Origin of the sequence: Methylobacterium sp. C25, assembly GCF_021352225.1 — a bacterium.
GTDB lineage: Bacteria > Pseudomonadota > Alphaproteobacteria > Rhizobiales > Beijerinckiaceae > Methylobacterium.
Map to the genome: position 1 here is coordinate 713,909 of NZ_JAAUVI010000002.1, position 19,221 is coordinate 733,129.

A 19,221-nucleotide genomic window follows, 5' to 3' on the forward strand; every position below is an offset into this window, starting at 1 on the left:
GGTGTCTCCTGATGTCACCGGATCACAGGATGCCAGGATCGCGCCGCGTGTCGAGCCTGCCCTGTCTCAGCGCGGCAGCATCACCACCATTAGCGAGCGCACGCCCTGCGCACCATGGATCAACACGCCCTCGATATCCGCCGTCGCCGACGGCCCGGTATGGAGCACCGCATAAGCCGAGCGCCCGAATTCCGGCCGGCGATAGGCGGATTGGACCGTGTCGACGAGATCGGCCGGGTCGAGCAGCACGATGAGGTGCTGGGCGAGATACGCCACCGAGTTCACGATCAGCTCGGCCTGTGTGAACAGCACGGAGCCCGATTCCGCGATTCCGAAGGCAGCACGCACCACGGCGATGTCGACGTCTTCGAGATCGCCGGGTTTTGCGACCGTCGCGAGGTCACGATTGCCCGTGACCTCGGGCACCGCCGAGGCGACAACCTTCGCGGCAGCGAGGCGCTCGCGGATGCCGGCCAGCGGATCATCGCCTTCGGCGGCCGGCTCGATGCGACCGCCCATGCGCTTCAGCCGCTCGCCGAACTCGGCGACGAGATCCTCGCCGACGAGGGGCGTGAAGGCGCGGATCGGCGGCAGAGGGAAATCTCCCTTCGGCCGGTTCGCCCGGATGGCGGCGAGCGTCGCCTCGCGGCTCGTCATTTCGCGCCGTCCTTCATGCGGTTCTGCTTGTACCAGGCGTGGAAGCTCTGCTTCGGGCTCTCCGGCATTTCGCGCTTCTTCCCCCAGGTGTTGACCGGGTTGTAGACGGCGAAGCGCGGCAGCGCCTTCAGCGCGGAATCCGCGGCGCCGATCGCGGCGCGATAGGCGGCCGGGCGGCTCAGCACGGCGCCGGCCGCCTTCATCATGCCCTGCTTGAGCAGCGGGATCTGGTGCTCCTCGGCCAGCACCTTGCGCCAGGCGAAGATCTGCTCGTGGATGTTGATCTTCACCGGGCAGACGTTGGTGCAGGAGCCGTTCATCGTCGAGGAGAACGGCAGCGTCGAATACTTCCGCTTGTTGAAGGTCGGGTCGATGATCAGCCCGATCGGCCCCGAATAGGTCGCGCCGTAGGAGAGCCCGCCGGAGCGCCGGTAGACGGGGCAGGTGTTCATGCAGGCGCCGCAGCGGATGCATTTCAGCGAGGTCCAGAACTCCTCCATCCCGAGCCGGGCGGAGCGGCCGTTGTCGACCAGAACCATGTGCATCTCGGTGCCCTTGCGGGGGCCACGGAAATGAGAGGTGTACTGGGTGATGGTCGAGCCGAGCGCCGAGCGCGCGAGCACGCGGATGAACACGCCGAGATGCTCGATCCGCGGGATCAGCTTCTCGATGCCGATGGAGTGAATTTGCAGCTTCGGCACGTTGCCGGAGAGGTCGGCATTGCCCTCGTTGGTGCAGGTCACGACCGTGCCGGTCTCGGCGATGGCGAAGTTGCAGCCGGTCATGCCGGCATCGGCCTGCAGGATCAGCGGGCGCGTCGTCATGCGCTGGCTCTCGGCGAGGTAATGCGCGTCGTCGTTGGTCGGGTCGGTGCCGAGCGTACGGGCGAAGACCTCGGCGACGTCGATGCGGGTCTTGTGGACGGCCGGCATCACGACGTGGCTCGGCTCCTCCTCGTCGAGCTGCTGGATGCGCTCGCCGAGATCGGTCTCGATGATGTCGATGCCGTTGGCCGCCATGTAATGGCGAAAACCGCACTCCTCGGTGAGCATCGACTTCGACTTGATCAGCGTCTTGGCGCCGTGGTCGCGCAGGATGCCGTGCACGATGCGGTTGTGCTCGGCCCCGTCCGCGGCCCAGTGGACATGGACGCCGTTCGCCTTCGCCGCCGCCTCGAACTGTTCGAGGTAGGTGTCGAGGTTCGCCAGCGTATGCGTCTTGATCTGCGAGGCGAGCTCGCGGAGCTCTTCCCATTCGGGGATCGCCTGGGTGGCGGCATCGCGCTTCTTGCGGACGTCCCAGAGCCGGGCATCGTGAGCCGCCTGGTGCAGCGGCGCGGCGATGAAGCGCTCGGCAGCTTCCGCCTGGTCAATCGGCTTGTCGCCATGGATCTTGGCGCCCCGGGGCTGGGCCTCGCGGGCGGCGGGTGCGCGCACGGGCTTCGAGGCACCCTCGGCGTGCTGCAAGCGCTGGCCGTCCTGGCCGCGGGCACTCTCATCGCCGGGAGGTTGGACCTGCGGGTGGAGCGGGTCCTTCTGCGGGTTCATGCCTTCGGCACTCATGCGGCGGCTCCGTTCAGCACCTGCGCGATGTGAATGTACTTGGTCGGCAGGCCGAGGCGCTCGGCACAGCCCTTCTGGTGCATCAGGCAGGAGGAATCCGCCGAGACGACGTAATCGGCACCGGCCTTCGACTGATCGGTGACCTTGTCGTAGCCCATCTTGGCGGAGACGGCCGGCTCGAACACCGAGAAAGTGCCGCCGAAGCCACAGCACTCGTCGGGACGCGCCAGATCGACGATCTCGATGCCCTTCACCTTCTTCAGGAGGTCGAGGGGCTTCGAAAAGAACGGCTTGTTCAGCTCCGAGGGCCGCGCGTGGTGGATGCCGCGGAGCGAATTGCAGTTGTTGTGATAGGCGACCCGGTGCGGGAATTCCGCCCAGGGCAGTTCTTCGATCTTCAGGACGTCGTGCAGGAACTCGACGAGCTCGAACGTCCGGCTGCGCACCGCCTTGACCTCGTCGGTCTGGGGGATCGCCGTGAGATGCTCGCGGACCTGATGCACGCAGGAGCCCGACGGGGCGACGACGTAGTCGAACGCCGAAAAGTTCTTCACGAACAGCGCCTCGGTGGCGGCGGCCTCGGCGTGGCAGCCGGTATTGGTCATCGGCTGGCCGCAGCAGGTCTGGTCGTAGGGATATTCGACCTTCAGTCCGAAGCGCTCCAGCAGCTCCAGCGTGGCGATGCCGACCTCGGGCTCGAAGGCATCGACGTAGCAGGGGACGAACAGCCCGACGCGCATGGGTTTTCCGACTCGATGACCGCAGCGCCGACACCGCCACCCCGGGGCCGCGAGGCGGATCCCGGACGCATTGCGGCGCTGCAGACTGGAACCTTTGTAACCTGCGCGGTCTAGCGCAGGAGGTTCGTCTTGGCGAGATCGAGAACCGAGTCGCCGCGGCCGCTCATCACCGCACGCAGGACATAGAGGCTGAACCCCTTCACCTGCTGCCCGGCGATCTTCGGCGGCATCGAGAGCTCATTGCGGGCCACCACCACGTCGAGCAGGGCCGGTCCGTCATGGCCGAGCACGTCCGCGGCGGCCGAGGCGAGTTCCGCCGGGTCCTCGACCCGCACGCCGTGGATGCCGACCGCCCGCGCCATCGCGGCGAAGTCCGGGTTCGCGAGGCTGACGCCCGTCTCAAGATAGCCGGCGGCCTTCATCTCCATCTCGACGAAGCCAAGCGAGCCGTTGTTGAACACCACGATCTTGGCCGGCAGCTTCTCCTGACGAAGCGTCAGCAGGTCGCCCATCAGCATGGTGAAGCCGCCATCGCCCGAAAGCGAGACCACCTGCCGGTTCGGTTGCGCGGCCTGTACGCCGATCGCCTGGCACATGGCATTGGCCATCGAGCCGTGCACGAAGGAGCCAAGCAGCCGGCGCCGGCCGTTCATCTTGAGATAGCGCGCGGCCCAGATCGTCGGCGTGCCGACATCCACCGTGAACACGGCATCGTCCGCCGCCGTCTCGCTGATGACCTTGGCGACGTATTGCGGGTGGATCACCGGCTTGCCGCGCTTCAGGCCGAGCCAGCCGCGGGCAGGCTTCGCCGTGGCGAGTTCGTCGAGGCCCTCGCGGGCCTTCTCGTAGTGCTTGAGGGTGTCGTCGAGGAAGGCGCGGTCGGTCTTGCTCCGCAGCTTCGGCAGCAGCGCGTCGATCGTCGCGCCGACATCACCGACGAGGCCGAGATCCAGTTTGCAGCGCCGCCCGAGATTCTCCGGCCGGATATCGACCTGCGCGATCTTGGCATTGCCCGGATAGAACTGCCGGTAGGGAAAGTCCGTGCCGAGCATCAGCAGCACGTCGCAGCTCATCATCGCCGCGTAGCCGGATGAAAACCCGATCAGCCCGGTCATGCCGACATCGTAGGGGTTGTCGTATTCGACATACTCCTTGCCGCCCAGCGCATGGACGATCGGGCTCTTCAGCGTCTCGGCGAGGCGCAGCAGGTCGCCATGCACCCCGGCGCAGCCGCGCCCGCAGAGCAGGGTGACGCGCGAGGAGCCGTTCAGCAGTTCGGCCAAGGCGTCGAGATCGGCCTCGGCCGGCCGCACAACGGGCTTGCGCGGGATCAGGCCGGCATTCGGTGCGATACCGCGCGCGGGTGCCTCGGCCATGGCCACGTCGCCTGGAATCACCACCACCGCGACGCCGCTCTGGCCGACGGCGGCGCGGATCGCCGCCTCGATCACCTGCGGCAGCTGTGAGGCGTCAGAGACGAGCTCGCAGTAATGGCTGCACTCGCGAAAAAGATTTTCTGGGTGCGTTTCCTGGAAGTAGCCCGAGCCGATCTCGGCCGACGGGATATGTGCCGCGATGGCCAGCACCGGCACGCGGGTGCGATGGCAATCGAACAAGCCGTTGATCAGGTGGAGGTTGCCCGGCCCGCAGGAGCCCGCGCAGACCGCGAGCTTGCCGGTGATCTGGGCCTCGGCCCCGGCCGCGAAGGCCGCGACCTCCTCGTGCCGGACATGGACCCAGTCGATGCTCTCGCGCGTCCGGATCGACTCCGTGATCGCGTTCAGGCTGTCGCCGACGACGCCATAGACCCGCTCGATGCCGGCCTGGACGAGGGTTTCGACGAAGAGATCGGCAACGTTCGTGATGGCCATCGGTCCGGCTCCTGCTGCGTGGAGCCTGAACCGTTGAAGCGGCGCCGTGTTCCGCGCTGCAGCAACGCGATCGGCGCGAGCCTCAATCCGGGATGTCGGATTGCCGGCGCGTGACCACCGCGAAGAGATCGCCGAGCGCGGCAAGGCTCGCCGCCTGCAGCGCCTCGGCCTTCACCACGGAGCCATCGGCCGCAGGCAGATCGCGCGTCGCGGTGGCAGCCGCCACCACGGTCGGCGAGAAGCCGAGATTGAAGGCGCCTCGCGCCGTCGAGTTCACGCACATATGCGTCATGAAGCCGGCGACGATCAGGTTCTTGGCACCCGCCTTCTCCAGCCGCGACTGGAGGTCGGTGCCGACGAAGGAACTCGGATAGCCCTTGGTGATCACCGGCTCGTCGCCCTTCGGCGCGACCTCGTCGCTGATCTGGCCGATCCGCGCCTCGACGTCGTAGGGCGAGCCGGCCCCTGCATTGTGTCGGATATGGAAAATCGGGATGCCGGCCTTGCGGGCGCGCTCCAGCAGCGCCTTGGCCTCGGCAATCGCCGGCTCCACCCCCGAGAGCTGCATCAGCCCCTCGCGATAGGTGTTCTGCAAGTCGATCATCAGCAGCGCGGACTGGCTCAGCGGAGCCGGGCTCGGGCTGAGGCCGGAGACATCGCGCAGCGTCTTGAGATCCGACATGGGCCTCGCTCCCTCTCGATTGTCTGCAATGACTTGGGGCAATGGCGACCCCGGTAGGGCTCGAACCTACGACCTGCCGCTTAGAAGGCGGCTGCTCTATCCAGCTGAGCTACGGAGTCTATCGCCCGAAACGTCGTATCAGGCCCCTCGGCACCTGTCATCAACAGACTCTGGCAACAAGCATTTCCGCTCTGTAGGGAGCTGAAAATCGCCCCTCGCCAGCCGGTTCAGGCGGCGCTGGCGAGGTCGCGGTCCCCGCCTTTCACAGGCCGGGTAGTTCGCGCCGGTATGCTACAGGTGTGCTACGCGGTAGAGCAGACGCCTCACGCGAGGCCCTCATGCCCAGGCAGGCTGCTCTAGTCCTTACCGCGACCGCCGTCGCCCGCATGATCCGCGAGGCGGCCGCCCCGGCGCGCGACGTCGCCGACGGGCAGTGCCCGGGGCTGACGCTGAGGCTCACGCCGACGGCGGCCACCTGGTCCGTGCGGTTCCGGCATGACGGCAAGCCTCTCCGGATCAAGCTCGGCGACGCCGGCGCCTGGTCTCTGGCGCAGGCCCGCTCCGTCGCCGTCGATGTCCGGCGTCATGTCGAGGCCGGGCACGGCGAGCCTGATCCCGCCTGGATCGAGCTTAAGCGGGCTGCAATGGCCGCCCGGGGCGAGGAGGCCGCGGCCGTGCCGGCGTACATGCCGCGCGAGCGAGCCCCCGAGACATGGACCTATGGCGAGGCCCGGGCCGCCTGGCGCGAGTGGATGCAGCGAGAGGCCGCCGCCGGCGGCCTGCGCGACGCGACCGTGCGCAACTATTCCGGGGTCGTTGGCGGCCCGGCCATGCGCGCCCTCGATGCCCGCTACATCTCGCGCATCGAAGCGCCGGACGTGGCTGCCGTCGTCGAGATCCTCGTTGCGGAGGGGAAGCGAAGCACGGCCAAGGACGTTGTTCGGGTCACGCGGAGATTCTGGGACTGGCTGGCCGAACCCGCGCAAGTCCGCCGGTCCGGTGCGAAGCCGGGCGTGATGGCTGGGCTGAAGGCCCCAAAATTGGGGAGCACCAAGTTGCGCCGGCATTTCCCCCTCGTCCCGGAGATCGCCCACATGCTCGCCGTCGCCCAGCATGGCGTCTTGAGCGACTCGGTCGGCATGGCCATCGAGCTGCTCAGCTACACGGCCCAGCGCCGGCTCAGCGTGGTCAAGGCGAGGGTCGACGAGTTCGAGCCATGGCCTGCCCGACCGGACTGGGGGCTCTGGTGGCAGGGGCATCGCAAGATCGCGAGGGGCTCACCGACAGCGGAGGAACCGCGGCGCGGCGCCCATGCGCTGCCGCTGCCGCCGCATGTCTGGTGGCGGGTTCAGGCCTATCTGCGCCGCACGACAGCGGACGCGGTGGAGCGCGGCGGCGAGCGGTCTGAGTGGATGTTCCCGGCGGGGCGGCCGCGTCGGTTCGGGGATCCTGTCTCGCATCTGGCCGAGGACACCCTCACGCACGCCGTCGCCGCGATGCCTGGCCGGCGCGCCTCGCCTCACGACGTCCGGCGTGCGTTCGCCACCGTGCTGCAGCGGGATCATAATGTCTCGGCCGCGACGGTCGGGATGGTCCTCGATCACGCCAACAGCGACCTTCTCCAAGTCGTCGACGGCAACGGGATGACCCGCCGCTACACAGGCGATCAGATGCTTGAGCTCAAGGCCCCTGCCCTCTCGGCATGGACGGAAGCCCTGGTCGCGGCGCGCCGGGACGTCGAGCTGCCAGACAGCCTCACCCTCAAGGCCGCCCTCGTCGCCGAGAATCTGCGTCAACGCGGTATCCGCGATCCCGCGGCCGAGGCTGAGCGCCGGAGGAAGGCCTCCGCGAAGGCGTGGGCGGAGGGGCGCACGACGCGCCAGCGCCGCCGCGCGCAGGCCTCCGAAACCGGTGCGAGCAAAGAGTAGCGAAAGCCGGTTCGCTTCTTTCGACATGCCTGCGTCCCGGCCAGGGAGTTAGTAACCTGGCTCTGCTACCGTGAGGATTCCTGCGAGGCCCTGATGACCCGAAAACCCGCGCCCCCTCCGTCCCGTCCTATTCCTTAGGAGGCGTGACCGCGTGCGCCGGCCTCCTCAAATCTGAGGAGGCCCGCATGGCCGTTTTCTTCACCGCCGACACTCACTTCGGGCACGAGGGGATCCTGGCGCCCCGCATGGCCCGGCCCCGGCCGTTCGCCGGCATCGAGGCCCACGACGAGGCCATCGTCGCCCGCTGGAACGACGTCGTCCGGCCGGAGGACGAGGTCTGGCATCTCGGCGACTTCGCGTTTTCCTGCAGCTTCGAGCACGCCAGCGCGACGTTCGCCCGCCTCAACGGGACGAAGCACCTGGTCGTGGGCAATCACGAGAAGCTGGGCAGGCGCTTGCCTTGGGCGAGCCAGCACGAGGGGATCCATCAGATCGCCGTCGACGGACACCGTCTCGTCCTGTGCCACTACGCCATGCGCGCGTGGCCAGGAATCTGGCGGGGTGCGCTGCACCTCTACGGGCACACGCATGGGAGCCTGTCTGGCACCCGGAGATCCTGCGACGTTGGCGTCGACGTCTGGGATTACCGGCCGGTGACCCTGCCGGAGATCCTCGACGCGATGGCGCTGAGCGACACGTGGCCCGAGGAGCTCCAGGGGAGTGAGCAGGCTACCGGCTAGACGGCCGGGGGGCCGCGCAGGGCAGCCATCTCGGGGGCATCCAGATCGTCGAAGAGCATCGGTTGCCGGCGGCTCGCGAGGCTCCCACGGGGACGCGGATCGTCGGCGCGCAAGACGGCGTCGACGGCCTCCTGCAGGCTCGGATAGACGTACAGGCGGCTGTCGTGCCCCGGCGGCGACACGAGCATCCACGGCCGCGCCGGGCTGAGCGTGTGCGGCCCGATATCCGACATCGACGCGCCCCACGGAAAATAGGCCACGCACCACGGACGGTCGGATCCAGGCAGCACGACTTGCCAGCCGTCGCACTCGTCAGCAGCGACGGCGTCGAGGAGCGAGATGCGGTCTTCGTAGAGGGGATGGTTGATCCAGTTGTCGTGACGGCGCGGATCGCCGAACACAGGCACGCGGATCTTCTCACCGTGCACGAGCACAGACTTTGCCTTCGGATTTCCCGTCGACGGCATACGCATCACAAACTCCCCGTTTCACAGGCGGACCTATCAAGGTCTCCTGAATCGAAAGCTAAACAAGATCAAACACTTGTGATTCACGGTGCAAAGATCCTGAAATTTTTGTGTCGGTTTTTGTGTGTTTCACGGCAGCTTGGGCGGCACAGCGATCTGGGCCATCCGCCTACAGTCCGCTCCCACTCTGCCCTGCGCTCGGCGACGCGCTGGAGAGCGGCATCGAGGTAGGCCTTGGACGACGAGTACCGGATGGGCTCCGGCCGCCGGGCCGCGCCCGGGTTACGAAGCTCGGCACGAGGATCGCCGCGACGACGGGCCTGCCCGATGATGCTCGCGACCACGTGGGGCGCCACGCCGACGATCTCCGCGATCTCAGAGCCGACGCGCTTCTCTGCCCAAAAGTTCAAGACCTTTTCCGGCACGTCCGGAGCGTAGGATGCGGGCCTAGCCATTGCGCGCCTCCACGCTCGGCTCGTGCCGGATTTCGCCGGCGACGACGACGCTGCCCGGCGGGAGGGGGGCGGCCTTCTCGGCGCAAGCGGTGCACAGACGATGGGCTGCCCAGCCGCATCCGCCCTCGCACGCATCCTGATCGGAGCATCCGCATTCGAGGCAGACCGGATGAACGATCACCGGGATACGCCACGCTCCGGCTACGTCTTCGACCGACTCGATTGGGACCTGGTTTCGGAAGCTCTCCTGCAAGCTTTCCTCTGCTAGCCGCCCCGCTTCGGTGGCAGCGCGAGCGACGGGCTCCTCGTACTGGTCCGGGTTCGAGTAGACCGCATCCTGGATGGCGGCGGCAGCCAGCCACTCCATCAGTATCATTCCGAAATCCATCTTCTGACGAGCAGGGAGAGCGGTCCAGGCCGCCCTCCCGTCGAATACTTCCTTGCTGATGGCCATCAGGCATCCCTCGCGGTTCCGGGGATGTGGCGGAGGCCCGTAGCGGCCTCGACGGCGGCCCATCCGATGACGCCCGCGATCTGATCGAGGATAGCCGCCGCCTCCTGCAAGCAGGTGGACACCGCTTTCTCCTCCCGGTCCGCCTTCAGCTTAGCGGCTTTGTCGAGGGTCCTGCGGATCTTCATCTTGATCCGCCGGCGGGGACCGGCGAGGTCTTGCAGCTTAGGCAGGCCTTTCTTCTTCCCGAACGTGAGCAGGTCACGCTCGTAATCGATCATCCAGTCGACGAGAGCGATGAGATCGAAGACCGCGCTTTCTCGCGTCATCGAGATCGTAGGCGCGCCGCACCGGATCCAGCGCACGATTTCTTGGCCACTAGTCTGAGATGCGAAGCAGACGGCGCCAAGGGAGCTAGGGATGGGGTCCCTGCTCTCCCAGACAGGCTTCACGAGATCCCGCCTGTGCAGTTCTTCTTCGTCGAAATCTGTAGCAGGGCCTTCGGTCTCGGGAGCGTGATCCTCGGCATGCGTCGAGCGATACTCGGCAGCCGCCTCTTCGCCGGCAGAGATCCTCGCAGTCGCATGACGTGCGTCGTACAGCTCCCAGATGTCACCTTCCTCGCCGTAGCGGCCGTGGCTGCCGAGCGCCTTCGCGATAACCGCCGCCGAAGTCTCGCCGCTGCGGATCCTGTCGAGGGCGTCGTGATACGGGCTGTACGGCCCGTCGATTTCGCCCTCGTCCATGAAATGGACCGCCCGCCTGTACGCGCGGAACTCGGCCCCGGTGAGATCGGCCCAAGCCCTCTGCCCGACAGCTTGGATGATGCGCTGGCTCGTCGGATCGAGCGGTCCAGTCTCGGTCTTCGTGTTCATGATGAGGCTCCTGAGATGAGGGGGGCGGCCGTGGCCTGGCCGCGAGCTGGAGGATCTGGGGGACCGCGCCCTGCGCGGCGGGGTTCAGAACGGGATCTCGGCATCGCCCGGATCGAGCGGCGGCGGGGGCGTGCTCAAGCGATGCAGCGGCCTCGGCGGCGGACACGTCGGCGGGCGCGGCCGCTTAGCCGGTGCCGCCGGAGTGGCAGGCTTGGCAGCCGGCAAGGGACGTATGGGCGACGGACGGGGAGCGGGCTTCGGGATGGCAGTCTGGACGGCGGCCACCTTCGCCGCGGCTCCGGGCGGCCCGTAGTTCGCGATGTCGATGCCGGAGATCATGAGCCGGATCGCGGCCCGGGTCGCCATGTGCAGATTGCGCGTCGCGCCGTCCGCTTCGATGTGGGCACCGATCTCGTAGGCCGCCCTGCGAACCTCGGCGAAGCGAGCCGCGAGCGCGGGGCCGTCGAGGTTTTCGAGGCCGGCGAGCAGGGGGTGGGGCTTGCGATCAGTCATCAGGCGGTCTCACGGAAAAGATCGAGCTGGCGACCCCAGCGGGCGGGGCGGAGGTTTCGGAGGCGCAGGCCCTCGCGCGCGGCACGCTGATGGACGGCGGCCCGGCTCACCCCCAGGCGCTCACGTACGTCTCGGACGGTCTCCCTGCCGGCGACGACGCTCATGATGTCATCGAGCGTGACGATGGCCCGGCTCGGGAGCGTCAGGCCAAGGCCGCGCACGTGCTTGCTAACTGTCTGCTGGCAGAGATCCTCGCGCCGGGCGATCTCGGACAGCGAGAGGCCGTCGGCTAGGTAGCGCTCGCAGCGTGCCCGGGGGATCTTGCAGATCACGCCCCTCACGACTGCGCCTCCAGAGACACGAATCGCTCGACCCGCTGAACGCCGAGCGCGAGCAGGATCCTGTCGCCGGGGACGCGGCGCCCCTTGAGCACGTCGCCGAGGTACGTCGGGCTCACGCCAGCGGCGCGCGCCCAGTCTTGCTGACTGCCACGGTCGGCGATCTGCCTCCGCAGCCTCGCAATCACCTCTTCCCTCGTCAGCTCCACGGCCGCCTTGCTCCCCGCGAATTCGCGAATTCGGAGATTCTGGTCCTGGCCCGATCGAATTTCCAGAGCAAAAATCGCCTGGATGCAAACAATGTTTTTGAACTACTTTCAAAAGTCATAGCATTAACCAGACTAGCGACACCCCCTTCCACCTTACCCCAACAGAGCACTACGATTTCAACAACGTTTTCACCAACAGCTTGTTGTTGAAATAGGGGGTGAAATACGCGCGTTTGGTGATCAGGCCGCAATCCATATACTCGTACGCGTAACCGCGAATTTGAGGAGAGCAGTATGCCCCACGGTGACGACCAGCACAGGCAGGATGAGATCGAGAGGGAGCCGGGTTACCAGGGGCCGCCGCACCTGGCTGACCTCCAGTGGGGGCCGGGCAAGGTGGTGAATACGAGCCGGGGCGAGAGGAAGCTCGCCAAGGCGAGGCCGACGGCGGAGTTCGAGAGGATCTGGGATCAGACCTTCCGCGAGCTCGGAGAGTTCGGCTTCCAGAACGGCTACGAAGGGGTCCTGTTCTGGGAGCGCCCTGACCTCGACCACACCGCCCTGGCGGAGCTGATCGATTCGCTGCCCGACCTGATCGCGAAGAAAGAGGCCGAAGCGGCGCGCGTCGAGCAGGAGCACCTGGAACGCCAGGAGCGTGAGGCGGCCGCCGAACGCGAACGCCACCGCGAGTTCATCGAGGAGGCTCGCGAGACAGCGCGCATCAGCCTCCGGGATAAGCGGTGGTCATGGGCCAAGGCGGCGCTCATCGACGAGGCGAACAAGCTCATCGACGATCCGGCCCTCGACTACGCCGGCGCGAAGCGACTCAAAGCGCTCGCCGGTCAGGCCAGCAAGAACGTCGTCCGCTCTGAGCAGCGCATCGCCGTCGCGCACGAGCCCGAACTCGCCCGTGCCGCCAACCCCGTGGTAGTCGCCGCCGCGAAGGATGCCATCGCCTCGATCACGTGGTTCGATCAGGACTGGGCAAGCCTGCAAAATGACATCGGGTGGAGCAAGGCGACGACTTGCGACGGCCACGTGCTCGACGGGCTGACGGTGTGGACTGTCGAGCAGGCGAGCCACGCGCTGCGGCTCCTCCGCATCCACCATGGCCAAGTCCCCGACCGCCTGCCCCTGACGCTCGCCTCGGGCAGGCAGGCCACGTTGTCCCTTTCGCCGGCGGCCTGAAAATCGCGGGCGGCCATCGAGCCAGAAAGGACACCTCCCATGCGCATGTTCGCCGCCGCCCTCGCCACCGCCCTCCGCGCGGTCATCCTGATCCCCGCCCTCGTCTGGGAGGGCGGCCGCTGGATCCTCCGGTCTGTCGCCCGCCCGGATCCCGTCCTCCCCGCCACCGGCGCCGCGGCCGACTATCTCGACGCCGCGGCCGCGGCCCCCTCGAACGAGGCTCACGTCGCCGGCACCCGGGCGATCCATCCGGTTGGCATGACCATGGTTCTGCACGCCCGGCACATCGCTTTCGGCGAACCCGCCGTCGACTTGTCGGTCCTGCCGGACAACGTCCTCGTCTGGCTCGAATCCCTCTCGGAGGCCGAGGTCGCCCGTCTCGCCGTCACCATGCCCCACCGCGCGGAGGCCCTGGCTCGGGGCGAGGACGTCGAGGATCTCCCCTCGCTGCACCGGGACATGTCCGCCCGCGCTGCGGATGTGTCCGAGCCGGAGCAGGACGAGGCGGACGAGATCTACTCGTGGCCGCACACTGACGAGAAGGCGGATCAAGCCATGCGGGACTTGTTCAAGCACGTCGAGCGCCAGCACCGCCGTCGTCGGGCGGCCTAAGCTCAACTTAGACCGATCACGACAAAGCCCGCCGGGATGACCGGCGGGCTTCTTTTTGTGCCCAGCTACCTGTTGACACTTACCCTGTGCGCCCCCGCGAGGGCGCAGGTCGTCCCCTGTGCGTCCTCTTCAGGCCGCGCTGCGCCGCTGCAGGCCGACGAGGCGGCCCTCGGCCCGGCATGCACGGACGCGCTGCGCCTGAGCCTCAGCATGGAGGGCGGCGATCTGCTGCAGCAACTCGCGCTCGCGAGCCTGCGCGCGGAGTAGGCGCTGCCCCAGGGCGTGAACAGCGTTTTCCGCCGCGGCGTCGGCCCGTGCCCACGCCTGCTGCTCGCGGCGCGCCCGAACGCCGGCATCGACCGCGAGGAGGGCGCCCATGAGGCTGCCGCCAACCTCACCGGCGACGTGATGTCCATGACCTGCCATGCCTGCCTCCTGCATCTCTCCCAGCTATAGATTCAGAGAGCGGGCGCCGGTGCAATAACAGCCTCTACGTAGGGTCAACGATCCCCTGGGCTCTGTGGATAGATGAGCCAAAACGACGACGCGTCTCCCACAGTGAAGCGTTCCTCTTTGTAGGAGTAACGGAGGGAATAGATCAGGGCCCGGAATTCCTGCCTTGGACGCGGCTCGCCGGTTGCACGGGGCCGGGGCACCCTGTCGGCATGCCCTTCGAGATAACCGTCAAGACCGAGCCGGTCGGCCGGGACGAGCTGCAACCCGAGCACATCGGCAGCGCGCTCGTCGACAGCATCAACGACCTGGCAGAGCGCGCCCGGCTGCACGTCGTCGAGGCGATGCCCGCCCACATCGACAAGCCGACCCCTTACACACTGCGGGGCATCGGTGTGCGCCGGGCCAAAGGCCACCGCCGACATACAGGGCTCGCCGAGGCGGATGTCCTCTCGCATCAGGCGAGGTATCTCCGGCTCCAGATCCTCGGCGGCGTGCAAGTGGCATGAGACTACGCCACTACGAGCTAGGTCCAATCGTGGCCGAAAGCAGCTGGTCCGCTCCGGAGGAGATCCGCTGAAAAAGCGGACGGGCTTTTACCGACCCAACCTAGTCGTTCATGCAGTTCTGTGCGGTTCCCCAAAGCGAACGCAGTTTCTGCCGCCGTTCTGCCTGGTTCGCGCCCGACCCTGTCGTTCCGTATCCCTAAAGCAGTGCCCGAAAGCAGCCGTTCGTTGGTGAGAACGTCGGGCTCAACGACATCCGGCCCCGCCGCAGTTCTTAGATCCGGATGCGGCGGACGAATCACATAGCTCCGGCCGACCGCCGCAGCAGTCCTTCATTAGGAAGTCGACAACGCCGGTCAGGGCCTCGGGGACAGCTGTGTAGATGATCGATGTCGCTTGCCGATGTGCGCGAACGAGCCCCACCTCCTCCAAGCAGTGGAGGTGAAACGTGAGCGTCGAGCCGCTGCAAGCCAACGTGCTTCGAATGCGCCCAGCAGGCATCCCATCGGGCGCCTGGACGAGGAGCAGCCGAAGGATCTCCAGGCGCAGCTCGTGAGCCAGCGCTGAAAACACCTCAACGGCAACGGGAGCATTCAGCATAAGACACCGGGATTATTTAGCACGGGTTCATATTTTCACTGGTATCGAAATTAGACGTGTTCTAAACAGCTTGGCCGTATGGCCGGAGACTCCCTTAGAATGTCTGATGGCGTACTTAAATTGACGCAAGGCTCGTCGCCCTTTTGTAAGGATGTCCGGTACTCCGCGGCCATCCAGGAATATCTAAAAGTTCCGTTGCAGGATTACTTCGAGCTTGCTGAGAGAGAGCCCGTTCCGGCGACGCTTGCCGCCCTCTTGGCTCGGTTTGAGAAGTCTCTGGCGACTGGAAGCGATGCAGTCACTACGATCTTTCGCGAAGATCTTATTAAGGCGCTGCCGGCATTGCGAACTTTCGCGGTCTCGCTGACGGGAAATATTCATCGCGCGGACGATTTGGTCCAGGAGACCTTTCTAAAGGCATGGGCAAACCATCATCGCTTCATGCCGGGAACCAACTTCACGGCGTGGCTATTCACGATCCTGCGCAACCACTTTTACAGCGACATCCGCAAGAAGCGGCGAGAGGTCGAGGATTCCGATGGGATCCATGCAGAGCATCTGACCGCCTTGGCAGACCAGGAAGATGTATCGACGCTCCAAGCTGTCTGGAAGAGGATCGAGAAGCTGCCGCTGACCCAGCGTCAAGCCTTGCTCATGGTAGGAGCCGAAGGTTGCACCTACGAAGAGGCAGCGAGCAAGCTCGGCTGCCAAGTCGGCACCGTAAAAAGCAGGGTTAGTCGCGCTCGATCTTCACTCGTCGAGGCGTTAGGGGCGGTCGTCCCAGGACAAAGCCATGCGGATCTCTGAGCGCGAAAGCCAGATCAAAAGGGTCGAAGACCTTTGTCGAGAGGCTCGCCAGCGCCTCGACTACAGAGGAAGCTTCCGGCTTCGCGTGTTGCTCGACATGATCTTGATCGAGGTTGAGAGGGATGCTGCCAGATGGAACCCTCCTTCCATAAGCGGTTATCCCAATCGCGATGACACGCTTACGTAACGAATTACTAGCGCCGAACAACCTTGCTGACCGGCTTAGTGTTAAGCTAATTCCAAAGACGGATGAAAAACGCGTTTGCTTTGAAATATATTTGGAGGCCTTCGCCCGGGCAACGGAGAATGCTCCGCCGCTTAGCAGACGAGGGCCCATTGAAGCGCATCGAGCCCTGGGAGATGGTTACAGTTCGGTCGCTTCATTCCAAGGGGCTTTTGCGATCTCGCAGGGCTAGCGATCCGCCGGGCATCTGGTTCCTCACATCAAAGGCACAGCAGTTGCTGGATACATCGACTTGGCCTCGAACCAAGTGAAGGGTGGATTTTGTGAGCCGACGACTTCCGTTGAATGCCGTATTAAGTATTCGGGCTATTCAATGCGACCGTTCGATAAAATTTCGGTTTTATACTGTGATGAAGAGCCAATGATTTAATTATGGAATAAATCTGGCACAATTTTGTGCATATAACCCAATATAAACAATTATATTTCTATCGCATCAAGCAGCCCGGTGTCCATCTTGGGCTAGGAATGTTGCTGCAAACATTTCAGCCGAGGTGGGCCTTCCGATAAAGTATCCTTGACCTTCGTCACAGCCGAGGTCACGTAGAAAGTTATACACCGCCTCGGTCTCAATGCCTTCCGCTATGACCGACAAACCAAGTGCGTGACCTAGATCGATCGTCGCTTTCACGATCGCAGCGTCGTCGGAATCCGGCAAAAGATTTCTGACGAACAGTTGATCGATTTTGATTGTGTCCAAGGAAAATTTCTTCAAATACGTCAAGCTGCCGTAGCCAGTACCAAAATCATCAAACGCAATCTTGATTGATCTAGATCGTAAATCTGACAATACAAAATTGACGTTTTGTGCGTCGTCAAGAATAATGTCTTCAGTGACTTCGAGCTCGATCAAATCCGGCGGCGCATTGTGTCTTTCTAAAAGTCTGCTGACCTCGGCGACGAGGTCGCCAGTAGCAAATTGACACTGCGCGAGATTGATGCCGATACGGATGCAGTGGCCCGCGCGAGACCAGACGGCCGTCTGTCGGACAGCCGTATCCATCACCCAGGCGGAGACGCCTTCTGCAAGGGAGGTGGAGTTGACGACTGGTATGAACTCGCCGGGCGAGACGTAGCCGCGTTCGGGGTGACGCCAGCGGATAAGGGCCTCAGCTCCGATGACGCGGCCCGACCGCAGATCGATCTGGGGTTGATAGAACAGCTCGAACTCGCTGCGCTTTAGCGCTTGCCGGAGCTCGATTTCGAGCGCCTCCCGTTCCTCGATCGCCCGGCGCATGGGCGACGTGAACTGCATGGGCTCGGACTTCGATGCCAATCGGGCCGCTGTGAGCGCGAATTGCGCGTTTCCGAGCCACTCGTCCCGATCCTTCGCGGTCTTCGCGACGGCGACCCCGACGCTCACCGAGACACGATAGCGGCTCTCGTCGATCGCGACGGCGGTCAGCTGAAAGTCAGCGATGATCTCGGCACCGATAGGCTCATCACACTCCTGGGATACGATGATCGCGAACTCGCCGTCAGACAGCCGCGCGAGGAACGCGGACGGTTGAACGAGTGCGGTCAATCGGCAGGTGATGGCGCTGATAAGTGCATCTGCGAAGGACGCTCCGCGGAGATGATTGATCTGGCCGAACCGGTTCACGCCGACCAGTAACAGCGCCTGCGGGTTTCCGATCTCCCGTTCGAGCTTGGCGAGCAGGCTGTTGCGGTTCGGCAGGCCCGTGAGCACATCGCATTCGGCCAGGAAGCGAATGCGTTCGCGCTGCTGCTTTCGAAGCGAGATGTCGCGAAGAATGGCGCCGTACTGGATACCTCCGGGCGTATCCCAAGCCGACAGCGAGCATTCCAGATCGAAGACCTCGCCATCTCGACGCCGACCCTTCAGCTCGACGACGTAGCCGTTCCCCGTTTGCAACTCTTTGAGGGGAATCGCGGTGAGGTCGAAGCGCTCTGCCCTGTCGGTCGTTTCGAGGAGCACGTCGAAGCGCTGCCCAACGCCGTCCTTCGCATCGTATTTGAAGATTGTGGATGCGGCCGGGTTCCAGAACGTGATCCGAGCGTTCCCGTCGACACAGACCATGCCGTCACTGAGGGACAGCGTGATCCTTTGGAAACGTCGTTCCGAGACGAGGCGGAGGATACCCCTCAGATCGATCTCGTCGAGCATCGCTGCGAACGCGTAGGCTACACAGGCAGACAGCATGAGCGAGGTATCAAGTACGACCGGCATCTTGGATTGAAGCGCGATCGCGCCTCCCTCAATGGCGATCGCGAGGACGGCGAGGACTGCAATACGAAGGCTGACGCGGGACCGCCTCCAGGCAACGGCCATCAACAGCATCACGCCGATGACGAGGGCGATCGAGACGGCATCCGAGGCCAGCACGAGCGTTCGGTCCTGCAGGACCGATTCCGCCGCCAGGGCTAGGACGAAGGATCCGGGAAGGATCACGCCGTTCGGGACGTTCAGCCGATCGCCGAGCTCAGCCGCCGTGCCCGCGACGATGACCTTCTTGCCCTTCAAGGCTTCCAACGTGGAAGGCACGCCCTGCAGAACGTCGACGAAGGAGACCCGCGGCAGCGTCGACGGCTTGATCCCAAAATCGATGCGGAAGGCCGGGCCGTGCTCCTCCTGGCGACCGGCCAGTAGAGTGCCCATAGAAGGCATGAACGTTCCGTCGATCCGGTCACCAAAGTCGTAGCTTCTTGCGACGCCGTCGCGATCGGGACGGACGTCGACGAGGGCTGGCCAGGATTGTTGCAAGAATGGCGGTATGGGCCGGTTCACATGGACGCTTGAGCCGCCTGCCTGAGCGTCCACGTATTGTCGGAAGGCTGCGAGGATGACGGACCCGCCGGCCTCTTGAAGCGCCTTCGCGAAGGCACCGTCGTCGTCGGAAGAGGACGGTGCGCTGAAATCGACGTCGAAGGCGATGTCGGCGACGCCAGCTTTGTCGAGCTGCCGCACGAGATCCGCATGCAATGTCCGACGCCAGGGCCAATGGCCTACCGCGTCGATTGATTTCGGATCGATTTCGATCAGGGCTACGGTGCCGGAGGCCGGACGCGTCGCTAGCCTGAAACGTGCATCGACGATGGCTTCACGCAGCCAGATGTGAAGGCTTGAGACGACCACAAGCGAGACGACGGATGCGACGAGCAGATGCGCTCGGAGCTGTCGCTTTCCTAATCTCGGAAGGATGACATCGCGCAAGGCTCAGCTCCGTCGACCGCCGTTACCATTGCCGTTGTTGCCGTTGCCGTTGCCGCCGGCTCCGTTTCCGTTCCCGTTGCTGCCGGCGCCGCTACCACCGCCGTTGCCGTTTCCATTGCCGTTGTTGCCGTTGCCGTTGCCGCCGGCT

The 19,221-nt window shown here is 65.0% G+C and carries 20 protein-coding genes and 1 tRNA gene; 6 read left to right on the top strand and 15 right to left on the bottom strand.

Annotated features, from left to right (window positions below; translation table 11 throughout):
- Positions 1-66 precede the first annotated feature (66 nt).
- From HCU64_RS09755 to HCU64_RS09780, 6 genes are all read right to left on the bottom strand, one after another.
- Entirely contained in the window at positions 67-657 is a 591-nt protein-coding gene (locus tag HCU64_RS09755) for a LutC/YkgG family protein (RefSeq protein ID WP_233383624.1), read from the bottom strand.
- Positions 654-2,219 carry a lactate utilization protein B gene (locus HCU64_RS09760; protein WP_233383625.1) on the bottom strand — a complete coding sequence of 522 codons (1,566 nt, stop codon included), beginning with the start codon at positions 2,217-2,219 and terminating at the stop codon, positions 654-656. Before HCU64_RS09760 ends, HCU64_RS09755 begins: the two co-directional genes overlap by 4 nt.
- Positions 2,216-2,959, bottom strand: coding sequence for a (Fe-S)-binding protein (locus HCU64_RS09765; RefSeq protein ID WP_233383626.1), 744 nt, complete (start codon positions 2,957-2,959; stop codon positions 2,216-2,218). The genes HCU64_RS09760 and HCU64_RS09765 overlap by 4 nt, the downstream gene beginning before the upstream one ends.
- A 110-nt stretch (positions 2,960-3,069) precedes the next feature.
- A complete protein-coding gene (gene poxB, locus HCU64_RS09770) occupies positions 3,070-4,830 on the bottom strand; it encodes a ubiquinone-dependent pyruvate dehydrogenase (RefSeq protein WP_233383627.1) in 1,761 nt (586 codons plus the stop codon).
- Positions 4,831-4,912: 82 nt separating this feature from the next.
- Positions 4,913-5,512, bottom strand: a complete 600-nt coding sequence (locus HCU64_RS09775) for a cysteine hydrolase family protein (RefSeq protein ID WP_233383628.1) — start codon at positions 5,510-5,512, stop codon at positions 4,913-4,915.
- Positions 5,513-5,554: 42 nt separating this feature from the next.
- Positions 5,555-5,631, bottom strand: a tRNA-Arg gene (locus tag HCU64_RS09780).
- 219 nt (positions 5,632-5,850) lie between these two features.
- Here HCU64_RS09780 and HCU64_RS09785 point away from each other — a divergent pair.
- Both HCU64_RS09785 and HCU64_RS09790 read left to right on the top strand, forming a co-directional pair.
- Positions 5,851-7,440 (top strand): integrase family protein, encoded by a 1,590-nt coding sequence (locus tag HCU64_RS09785; protein WP_233383629.1) that lies wholly within the window; start codon positions 5,851-5,853, stop codon positions 7,438-7,440.
- A gap of 185 nt (positions 7,441-7,625) precedes the next feature.
- Positions 7,626-8,180 (top strand): metallophosphoesterase family protein, encoded by a 555-nt coding sequence (locus HCU64_RS09790; RefSeq protein WP_233383630.1) that lies wholly within the window; start codon positions 7,626-7,628, stop codon positions 8,178-8,180.
- Here the strand turns inward: HCU64_RS09790 and HCU64_RS09795 are convergent.
- The 6 genes from HCU64_RS09795 to HCU64_RS09820 all read right to left on the bottom strand — a co-directional run bounded on the left by HCU64_RS09795 (position 8,177) and on the right by HCU64_RS09820 (position 11,488).
- A complete protein-coding gene (locus HCU64_RS09795) occupies positions 8,177-8,653 on the bottom strand; it encodes a hypothetical protein (protein WP_233383631.1) in 477 nt (158 codons plus the stop codon). The genes HCU64_RS09790 and HCU64_RS09795 overlap by 4 nt on opposite strands.
- Positions 8,654-9,094: 441 nt before the next feature.
- Positions 9,095-9,556 (bottom strand): hypothetical protein, encoded by a 462-nt coding sequence (locus HCU64_RS09800; protein ID WP_233383632.1) that lies wholly within the window; start codon positions 9,554-9,556, stop codon positions 9,095-9,097.
- Positions 9,556-10,428, bottom strand: a complete 873-nt coding sequence (locus HCU64_RS09805; protein ID WP_233383633.1) for a hypothetical protein — start codon at positions 10,426-10,428, stop codon at positions 9,556-9,558. The genes HCU64_RS09800 and HCU64_RS09805 overlap by 1 nt, the downstream gene beginning before the upstream one ends.
- Before the next feature lie 84 nt (positions 10,429-10,512).
- Entirely contained in the window at positions 10,513-10,941 is a 429-nt protein-coding gene (locus HCU64_RS09810; protein ID WP_233383634.1) for a hypothetical protein, read from the bottom strand.
- Positions 10,941-11,282 carry a hypothetical protein gene (locus tag HCU64_RS09815; RefSeq protein WP_233383635.1) on the bottom strand — a complete coding sequence of 114 codons (342 nt, stop codon included), beginning with the start codon at positions 11,280-11,282 and terminating at the stop codon, positions 10,941-10,943. Before HCU64_RS09815 ends, HCU64_RS09810 begins: the two co-directional genes overlap by 1 nt.
- Positions 11,279-11,488, bottom strand: coding sequence for a helix-turn-helix domain-containing protein (locus HCU64_RS09820; protein ID WP_233383636.1), 210 nt, complete (start codon positions 11,486-11,488; stop codon positions 11,279-11,281). Before HCU64_RS09820 ends, HCU64_RS09815 begins: the two co-directional genes overlap by 4 nt.
- Before the next feature lie 294 nt (positions 11,489-11,782).
- On the opposite strand from HCU64_RS09820, the gene HCU64_RS09825 reads away from it, so the two are divergent.
- Both HCU64_RS09825 and HCU64_RS09830 read left to right on the top strand, forming a co-directional pair.
- A complete protein-coding gene (locus HCU64_RS09825) occupies positions 11,783-12,676 on the top strand; it encodes a hypothetical protein (protein WP_233383637.1) in 894 nt (297 codons plus the stop codon).
- Between the two features lie 39 nt (positions 12,677-12,715).
- Positions 12,716-13,288, top strand: a complete 573-nt coding sequence (locus HCU64_RS09830; protein WP_233383638.1) for a hypothetical protein — start codon at positions 12,716-12,718, stop codon at positions 13,286-13,288.
- A gap of 129 nt (positions 13,289-13,417) precedes the next feature.
- Here the strand turns inward: HCU64_RS09830 and HCU64_RS09835 are convergent, their stop codons facing one another.
- Positions 13,418-13,714, bottom strand: a complete 297-nt coding sequence (locus tag HCU64_RS09835; RefSeq protein WP_233383639.1) for a hypothetical protein — start codon at positions 13,712-13,714, stop codon at positions 13,418-13,420.
- A gap of 239 nt (positions 13,715-13,953) precedes the next feature.
- On the opposite strand from HCU64_RS09835, the gene HCU64_RS09840 reads away from it, so the two are divergent.
- Complete coding sequence (locus tag HCU64_RS09840; RefSeq protein ID WP_233383640.1) at positions 13,954-14,250, top strand: hypothetical protein; 297 nt, start codon at positions 13,954-13,956, stop codon at positions 14,248-14,250.
- A gap of 243 nt (positions 14,251-14,493) precedes the next feature.
- Here HCU64_RS09840 and HCU64_RS09845 read toward each other — a convergent pair whose 3' ends face one another.
- On the bottom strand, positions 14,494-14,847 hold the full coding sequence (locus tag HCU64_RS09845; RefSeq protein WP_233383641.1) for an ArsR/SmtB family transcription factor: 354 nt from the start codon (positions 14,845-14,847) through the stop codon (positions 14,494-14,496).
- 99 nt (positions 14,848-14,946) lie between these two features.
- On the opposite strand from HCU64_RS09845, the gene HCU64_RS09850 reads away from it, so the two are divergent.
- Positions 14,947-15,654: a sigma-70 family RNA polymerase sigma factor gene (locus HCU64_RS09850; RefSeq protein ID WP_233383642.1), complete on the top strand. Its 708-nt coding sequence runs from the start codon at positions 14,947-14,949 to the stop codon at positions 15,652-15,654.
- A gap of 680 nt (positions 15,655-16,334) precedes the next feature.
- Here HCU64_RS09850 and HCU64_RS09855 read toward each other — a convergent pair.
- Positions 16,335-19,073, bottom strand: coding sequence for an EAL domain-containing protein (locus HCU64_RS09855; RefSeq protein ID WP_233383643.1), 2,739 nt, complete (start codon positions 19,071-19,073; stop codon positions 16,335-16,337).
- Positions 19,074-19,221: the final 148 nt, after the last annotated feature.

Excerpts from the sequence above, each read along its gene's own strand:
- HCU64_RS09755 (WP_233383624.1), bottom strand. The coding sequence starts at position 657 with ATGACGAGCCGCGAGGCGACGCTCGCCGCCATCCGGGCGAACCGGCCG.
- HCU64_RS09760 (WP_233383625.1), bottom strand. The coding sequence starts at position 2,219 with ATGAGTGCCGAAGGCATGAACCCGCAGAAGGACCCGCTCCACCCGCAG.
- HCU64_RS09765 (WP_233383626.1), bottom strand. The coding sequence starts at position 2,959 with ATGCGCGTCGGGCTGTTCGTCCCCTGCTACGTCGATGCCTTCGAGCCC.
- poxB (WP_233383627.1), bottom strand. The coding sequence starts at position 4,830 with ATGGCCATCACGAACGTTGCCGATCTCTTCGTCGAAACCCTCGTCCAG.
- HCU64_RS09775 (WP_233383628.1), bottom strand. The coding sequence starts at position 5,512 with ATGTCGGATCTCAAGACGCTGCGCGATGTCTCCGGCCTCAGCCCGAGC.
- HCU64_RS09785 (WP_233383629.1), top strand. The coding sequence starts at position 5,851 with ATGCCCAGGCAGGCTGCTCTAGTCCTTACCGCGACCGCCGTCGCCCGC.
- HCU64_RS09790 (WP_233383630.1), top strand. The coding sequence starts at position 7,626 with ATGGCCGTTTTCTTCACCGCCGACACTCACTTCGGGCACGAGGGGATC.
- HCU64_RS09795 (WP_233383631.1), bottom strand. The coding sequence starts at position 8,653 with ATGCGTATGCCGTCGACGGGAAATCCGAAGGCAAAGTCTGTGCTCGTG.
- HCU64_RS09800 (WP_233383632.1), bottom strand. The coding sequence starts at position 9,556 with ATGGCCATCAGCAAGGAAGTATTCGACGGGAGGGCGGCCTGGACCGCT.
- HCU64_RS09805 (WP_233383633.1), bottom strand. The coding sequence starts at position 10,428 with ATGAACACGAAGACCGAGACTGGACCGCTCGATCCGACGAGCCAGCGC.
- HCU64_RS09810 (WP_233383634.1), bottom strand. The coding sequence starts at position 10,941 with ATGACTGATCGCAAGCCCCACCCCCTGCTCGCCGGCCTCGAAAACCTC.
- HCU64_RS09825 (WP_233383637.1), top strand. The coding sequence starts at position 11,783 with ATGCCCCACGGTGACGACCAGCACAGGCAGGATGAGATCGAGAGGGAG.
- HCU64_RS09830 (WP_233383638.1), top strand. The coding sequence starts at position 12,716 with ATGCGCATGTTCGCCGCCGCCCTCGCCACCGCCCTCCGCGCGGTCATC.
- HCU64_RS09835 (WP_233383639.1), bottom strand. The coding sequence starts at position 13,714 with ATGGCAGGTCATGGACATCACGTCGCCGGTGAGGTTGGCGGCAGCCTC.
- HCU64_RS09840 (WP_233383640.1), top strand. The coding sequence starts at position 13,954 with ATGCCCTTCGAGATAACCGTCAAGACCGAGCCGGTCGGCCGGGACGAG.
- HCU64_RS09845 (WP_233383641.1), bottom strand. The coding sequence starts at position 14,847 with ATGCTGAATGCTCCCGTTGCCGTTGAGGTGTTTTCAGCGCTGGCTCAC.
- HCU64_RS09850 (WP_233383642.1), top strand. The coding sequence starts at position 14,947 with ATGTCTGATGGCGTACTTAAATTGACGCAAGGCTCGTCGCCCTTTTGT.